Genomic DNA, 647 nt, shown 5'->3' with positions numbered 1-647 from the left:
CACGATGTCATACAGGTCCGGCCGCTCCAGCGCGGTCAAGTCCACGCGCCATGTCAGGTGCGGCTGGATGCCCTCCACCCACAGGTAGGTCGTCCCCGCAAACGGCGCCGGCACGCCCGGCGCCCCCAGCGGCGGTCGCCGCCAGTTCCCGGCCGCCGCCGTCACCCCGCGCGGCCGATCCTGAGCGTCCCATTCCTCATCCCCCGCCACGGCTTCCAGTAAGTTCCCGCCCAGCCGCAGCGGCGTCGCCGCCGTCGCCGTCACCACCGGCGGCGCGTTCACGCTCCCTGGGCCGTGTACGACCACGCTCACCTGCGCCGTCGCCACATACTGCCCGTCGCTGACCGCCACCTCCAGCACATAGGTCCCACCCTGTCCAAACGCCGCCCGCGTTACGGCTGTGTCCGGCCGGTCAAAGGCCACCGCGCCGGGTCCGCTCGCCAGCCGCCACCGATAGACCAGCGTCGGCCCGTCGTCCGTCGCCGTCGCCGTCAGCAGCGCCGTCTCCGGCAGGTACACCGGCGGCACGGGCGCGATCCGCACCAGCGGCGCTCCGTTGAGGATGCACAGTCGTTGCCTTACCGCGTCGGCCATCTCGACCGGCGGCGGTCCCGGCGGCTCGCCTGCCCGCCGCGTGAGGCGCCGAA

At 73.6% G+C, this 647-nt stretch carries 1 protein-coding gene; it reads right to left on the bottom strand.

All coding sequences use genetic code 11. The features are described 5' to 3' along the window. A partial coding sequence (locus NZU74_20550; GenBank protein ID MCS6883718.1) for a hypothetical protein occupies positions 1 to 647 on the bottom strand: 647 nt, incomplete at both ends.

It is taken from the genome of Chloroflexaceae bacterium, from assembly GCA_025057155.1.
Taxonomy (GTDB): domain Bacteria; phylum Chloroflexota; class Chloroflexia; order Chloroflexales; family Chloroflexaceae; genus JACAEO01.
Note: the sequence above shows the minus strand (reverse complement) of the source record. Positions and strands in the feature narration are given on the sequence as shown.